This window comes from Streptomyces sp. MnatMP-M17 (genome assembly GCF_900091995.1).
Classification (GTDB): domain Bacteria; phylum Actinomycetota; class Actinomycetes; order Streptomycetales; family Streptomycetaceae; genus Streptomyces.
Genome location: NZ_FMDK01000932.1, coordinates 1 through 5,672, shown reverse-complemented (window position 1 = coordinate 5,672; position 5,672 = coordinate 1). Strand labels below are relative to the sequence as shown.

Annotated in this window: 5 protein-coding genes and 1 pseudogene; all 6 read left to right on the top strand. The window is 70.2% G+C overall.

Going from position 1 to position 5,672, the window contains the following annotated elements:
- A pseudogene (locus GA0115259_RS33630) lies at window positions 1-571 on the top strand (rRNA cytosine-C5-methyltransferase); the annotation flags it as partial.
- Between the two features lie 157 nt (window positions 572-728).
- Entirely contained in the window at window positions 729-1,424 is a 696-nt protein-coding gene (gene rpe / locus GA0115259_RS33625; protein ID WP_093603937.1) for a ribulose-phosphate 3-epimerase, read from the top strand.
- 159 nt (window positions 1,425-1,583) lie between these two features.
- Window positions 1,584-2,597 carry a sugar-binding transcriptional regulator gene (locus tag GA0115259_RS33620; protein ID WP_093603935.1) on the top strand — a complete coding sequence of 338 codons (1,014 nt, stop codon included), beginning with the start codon at window positions 1,584-1,586 and terminating at the stop codon, window positions 2,595-2,597.
- Window positions 2,598-2,923: 326 nt separating this feature from the next.
- Window positions 2,924-4,390 carry a GuaB1 family IMP dehydrogenase-related protein gene (locus tag GA0115259_RS33615; protein ID WP_093603933.1) on the top strand — a complete coding sequence of 489 codons (1,467 nt, stop codon included), beginning with the start codon at window positions 2,924-2,926 and terminating at the stop codon, window positions 4,388-4,390.
- Window positions 4,391-4,493: 103 nt separating this feature from the next.
- Entirely contained in the window at window positions 4,494-5,369 is an 876-nt protein-coding gene (locus GA0115259_RS33610) for an RNA polymerase sigma factor SigF (protein WP_093603931.1), read from the top strand.
- A gap of 216 nt (window positions 5,370-5,585) precedes the next feature.
- Window positions 5,586-5,672 (top strand): AsnC family transcriptional regulator (locus tag GA0115259_RS33605; RefSeq protein WP_141716798.1); only part of this gene is annotated, 87 nt, incomplete at its 3' end.

Here is a 5,672-nt window from a genome sequence, read left to right as displayed (position 1 = left end):
CTGCGCGGGCCCCGGAGGCAAGGCGGCGCTGATGGCGGCGCTGGCCGCCGAACGCGGCGCGTCCCTGCTCGCCGCCGAGAAACAGCCGCACCGGGCCAGGCTCGTGGCACGCGCGCTCGCCGGGAACCCGGGTCCGTACCAGGTCGTCGCCGCGGACGGCACCCGCCCGCCCTGGATCCCCGGCTCCTTCGACCGGGTCCTGGTCGATGTTCCGTGCTCGGGCCTCGGCGCGCTGCGGCGCAGGCCGGAGGCGCGCTGGCGCCGCCGCCCGGAGGATCTGGAGGGCTTCGCACCGCTCCAGCGCGGACTGCTGCGCGGTGCGTTCGACGCGGTTCGGATCGGCGGGATCGTCGGCTACGCGACCTGCTCCCCGCATCTCGCGGAGACCAAGGCCGTTGTCGAGGACGTCCTCAAAGGGCGCGGCGGTCCGGCGGTGCGGGCCGACTGGATCGACGCGAGAGCGCTGATGCCGGGCGTACCGGCGCTCGGTGACGGCCCCGACGTCCAGCTCTGGCCGCATCTGCACGGCACGGACGCGATGTATCTGGCCCTGCTGCGCCGTACGGCCTGAGCGACCCCTGAGTGACCGCGGAGGTCCTCTTCCCGACCTGGCCAGCCGCACCGAATCGGCCGGTTTGGGCGGACTGTGCCGCTCCCCTTCGGCATCCGTTCGCACAGAGGTGCACAGGGCGGTCAGGAAGTGGTCCGGAGCATGGCAGGCTTGGCACATGGCCCAGATCAACCCCAGCATCCTGTCCGCCGACTTCGCCCGTCTCGCCGAGGAGGCGGCTGCGGTCGACGGCGCCGACTGGCTCCATGTCGATGTCATGGACAACCACTTCGTGCCCAATCTGACCTTGGGCGTACCGGTGGTCGAAGCGCTCGGCCGGGCGACGGACACCCCGCTGGACTGCCATCTCATGATCGAGGACCCCGACCGCTGGGCACCTCAGTACGTCGAGGCGGGCGCGGGCTCCGTGACCTTCCATGTGGAGGCCGCCGCCGCTCCCGTACGGCTGGCGCGTGAGATCCGGGCCAAGGGGGCACGGGCGTCCATGGCGCTGAAGCCCGCGACGCCCGTCGAACCGTACGAGGATCTGCTGCCCGAGCTGGACATGCTGCTGGTCATGACCGTGGAGCCGGGCTTCGGCGGTCAGGCCTTTCTGGACATCATGCTGCCCAAGATCCGCCGTACCCGGGAGCTGATCTCCAAGCACGGACTCGAACTGTGGCTCCAGGTCGACGGCGGAGTCTCGGCGAGCACCATCGAGCGATGCGCCGAGGCCGGCGCCGATGTCTTCGTCGCGGGCTCCGCCGTGTACGGAGCGGACGATCCGGCCGAGGCGGTACGTACCCTGCGCGACCAGGCCGCCAAGGCCACCGCCACGGCCTCCTGGGCGTGCGGACACGGGGCCGGCCACTGAGTCGGCCACTGAGCCTGACAACGGCCGGCCGCCCAGCCGTCCAGTGAGCCACGGGAATATGAACGGGGCCCTTTCGGGCCGATCAAGGATCGCTGGATCTGACAGGATGAACAGCGAGTCCAGAGTGCGCACAGCAGTGAGGAGATCGCGGTGTCTGCAATGTCGGCGGGTCGGTCCGCCCTGCGGATGGGACCCGCGGAGCTGGTGCAGGCGGCGGCCATGGCCCGTCGCTTCTACCTTGAGGGAAAGTCCAAGATCCAGATCGCCGAGGAGTTCGGCGTCAGCCGCTTCAAGGTGGCCCGGGTCCTGGAGACGGCGCTGGAGCGCGATCTCGTGAGGATCGAGATCCGTGTCCCCGCGGAGCTGGACGCGGAGCGTTCCGACGCGCTGCGCGCGCGGTACGGACTGCGGCACGCGGTGGTCGTCGAATCGCCCGCGGAGGGCGGCGACGAGTCGCCCGACCCGGAGAACCTCGGCGAGGTCGCGGCCGATCTGCTCGGCGAACTTGTGGTCGAGGGCGATGTGCTCGGGCTGGCCTGGGGCCGGTCCACCATCCATATGGCGGCGGCGCTCGACCGGCTGCCGCCCTGTACGGTCGTCCAGCTCACCGGTGTGTACGACGCGGGCACCGCCGAGCGCGGCTCGGTCGAGGCGGTACGGCGCGCGGCCCAGGTGTCCGGCGGCGAGGCCCACCCGATCTACGCCCCGATGCTGCTGCCCGATCCGGCGACCGCCGCCGCGCTGCGCAACCAGACCGGTATCGCGCGCGCCTTCGAGTACTTCGACAAGGTCACCGTCGCCGCCGTCTCGATCGGCTCGTGGGAGCCCGGTATCTCCGCGGTGCATGACATGCTCACCGACGAGGAGCGGTCCCACTACGCCTCGCTCGGTGTCGCCGCCGAGATGTCCGCGCATCTCTTCGACGCGGAGGGCCGGCGGGTCGGCCGTGACCTGGGCGAACGGTGTATCACGGTCGAGGCCGAGCGGTTGCGCCGTATCCCGGAGGTCGTGGCGATCGCGGGCGGGCCGCGCAAGGGCGAGGCGATCGGCGCGGTCCTCAGGTCCGGGCTGGTCACCAGTCTGGTGACGGACACCGCGGCGGCGGACTTCCTGCTGACCGAGTTCGAACCGGCGCCGAGGCCCGCGCTGGAGCGGTGCGACCCGGACGAGTGACCGTGGGCCGGCCGATCGCGGACGGCGACCGGGACCGGCCACGGCTCGGCCGACCGCGAACCGGTCGAGCCGAGGCCGAGTACGGACGGCCGGTCGGTCGAGGCCGATCACGGACGGCTGACCGCGCCGCGCGGGATGTGAGGCGCACGGTAAGCTCCTGGGGTAAGGCAGGTTCCACTTCCTGGCCTCGGAGCCCCCGTACCTCCTCCGTACCTTCCGCGGTTTTGCAGCGGGACACCGCCGGAGGAGCAGACGAACGCGGGGGCGTTTTGCTGCGCCTTTCGTGGAGACGACCTGCGCTGTTTCCACCGGAAAATGTGAGATCTATGCGTTTCCTCGAACCGGGTACCGGCCGCCATGTGGAGAGTGCTCCGGTTCCCTACGATCTGACGTACGACGATGTCTTCATGGTGCCGAGCCGCTCGGCCGTCGGCTCCCGTCAGGGCGTGGACCTCTCCGCCCAGGACGGTACGGGCACCACCATCCCGCTCGTCGTCGCCAATATGACGGCCATCGCGGGCCGTCGGATGGCCGAGACCGTCGCCCGGCGCGGCGGGCTGGTCGTCATTCCCCAGGACATTCCGATCGAGGTCATCACCGAGGTCATCTCCTGGGTCAAGACACGCCATCTCGTGCTCGACACCCCCATCGTGCTGGCACCCACCCAGACCGTCGGCGACGCGCTGTCCCTGCTGCCCAAGCGCGCGCACGGCGCGGGTGTCGTGGTCGACGGCGGCCACCGGCCCGTCGGGATCGTCACCGAACACGATCTGAGCGGAGTGGACCGCTTCACCCAGCTCTCCGAGGTCATGTCGAAGGATCTGCTGCTGATCGCCGCGGACATGGATCCGCGCGAGGCGTTCAACACGCTCGACAACGCCAACCGCAAGCTCGCTCCGGCCGTCGACGCCGAAGGCAGTCTGGTCGGCATCCTGACCCGGAAGGGCGCCCTGCGCGCGACGCTCTACACACCCGCCACGGACGCCGCGGGCAGGCTGCGGATCGCCGCCGCTGTCGGGATCAACGGCGATGCCGGGAGCAGGGCGGCCCAGCTTCTCGACGCGGGTGTCGACACGCTCGTCGTGGACACCGCGCACGGACACCAGGAGTCGATGATCGCGACCGTCCGGGCGGTCCGCGCGCTCGGCCCGACGGTCCCTGTCGTCGCGGGCAATGTCGTCTCCGCGCAAGGCGTACGCGATCTGATCGAGGCCGGCGCGGACATCGTCAAGGTCGGTGTCGGCCCGGGCGCGATGTGCACGACGCGCATGATGACCGGCGTCGGCCGGCCGCAGTTCTCGGCCGTCAGGGAGTGCGCGGCGGAGGCGAGGAAGTCCGGCAGACACGTTTGGGCCGACGGCGGAGTCCGGCATCCGCGCGATGTCGCCATGGCGCTCGCCGCGGGCGCCTCCAACGTCATGATCGGCTCCTGGTTCGCCGGTACGTACGAGTCTCCGGGCGACCTCCAGCAGACCGCCGACGGACGGCTGTACAAGGAGTCCTTCGGTATGGCCTCGGCCCGCGCCGTACAGAACCGTACGAGCGAGGAGTCGGCGTACGACCGGGCCCGCAAGGGACTGTTCGAGGAGGGCATCTCCACGTCCCGGATGTTCCTCGATCCGTCGCGGCCCGGTGTGGAGGACCTGATCGACTCGATCGTCGCGGGAGTCCGCTCGTCCTGCACCTACGCCGGGGCCAACTCGCTGGAGGAGTTCGCGGAGAAGGCGATCGTCGGCGTCCAGAGCGCCGCGGGATACGCCGAGGGCCAGCCGCTGCACGCCAGTTGGAGTTAGGGCATGTTGTGAATCCCGGCTTCTGATTCTGTGTCGGCGCGCATGGGCGTGGAGGGACCGGGTACACGCGCTCTGCACTGACCATGGAGCAGGGGAGGACGATGTGTCCACGGCGAGCACGGTCCCGACCGACAGCACGCAGTATGTGAGCCGACACCACGCGGACGCGGCGGAGCTGGACCTTCCTTACGTGGAGTGCCCGGCGGAAGTGGCGCCCAAGGACGCCCGGGAGATCTCAAGGCTCTTCTTCGCCCGACTCGCCGAGCTGGAGGAAGGCACACAGGAGCACCAGTACGTACGCAACACCCTGATCGAGCTGAATCTCGCGCTGGTGCGGTACGCGGCCACCCGCTTCCGCAATCGCTCGGACCAGATGGAGGACATCGTCCAGGTCGGCACCATCGGGCTGATCAAGGCGATCGACCGGTTCGAGCTCAGCCGCGAGGTGGAGTTCGCGACCTTCGCCGTCCCGTACATCGTCGGCGAGATCAAGCGCTTCTTCCGGGACACGAGCTGGGCCGTGCATGTTCCGCGCAGGCTCCAGGAGTTGCGGATCGACCTGGCCAAGGCGACCGACGAGCTGTCCCAGCGGCTCGACCACGCGCCGACCACGGCGGAACTGGCCGAGCATCTCGATCTGGAGGAGGACGAGGTCATCGAGGGCGTCGTCGCGGGCAACGGCTATACGGCGGGCTCGATCGACATGCCGACGGACGACACGGCCGGCGCGTCGGTGCCGCTCTCCGACCGGCTCGGCGCGCCCGACACAGGGCTGGAGACGGCGGAGAACGTCCAGGCGCTCAAGCCGCTGCTGGAGGAGCTGGACGAGCGGGAGCGGCGGATCCTCCGGATGCGTTTCGGTGACGAGATGACCCAGTCGGAGATCGGCGCGGAGCTGGGCGTCTCCCAGATGCATGTGTCCCGGCTGCTGTCACGGATCACGGGACGGCTCCGGGAAGGGCTGCTGGCGGTGGAGTGAGCCGCGGTGGAGTGACCGGCAGGGGAGCGCAGGGGAGTACGGCGAAGCGCGCAGGGGGCGTACCGCAGTTGCGGTACGCCCCCTGCGTCGTCCGTACGAGCCGGACCGGGCCCGACGGCGCCCGGTCCGTGGACGGCCGGGCTCGTGTTCTACTTCCGGTACGGCCTCGCCCAGGCCCTGTCCGACCGGTCATCGCAGAGAAGTGAACCACCAGCCGTGCGACTCAATGATCTCGACGAACGCATCGTCCACGCCCTCGCCGAGGACGCCCGCCGCTCCTACGCCGACATCGGCTCGCTCCCC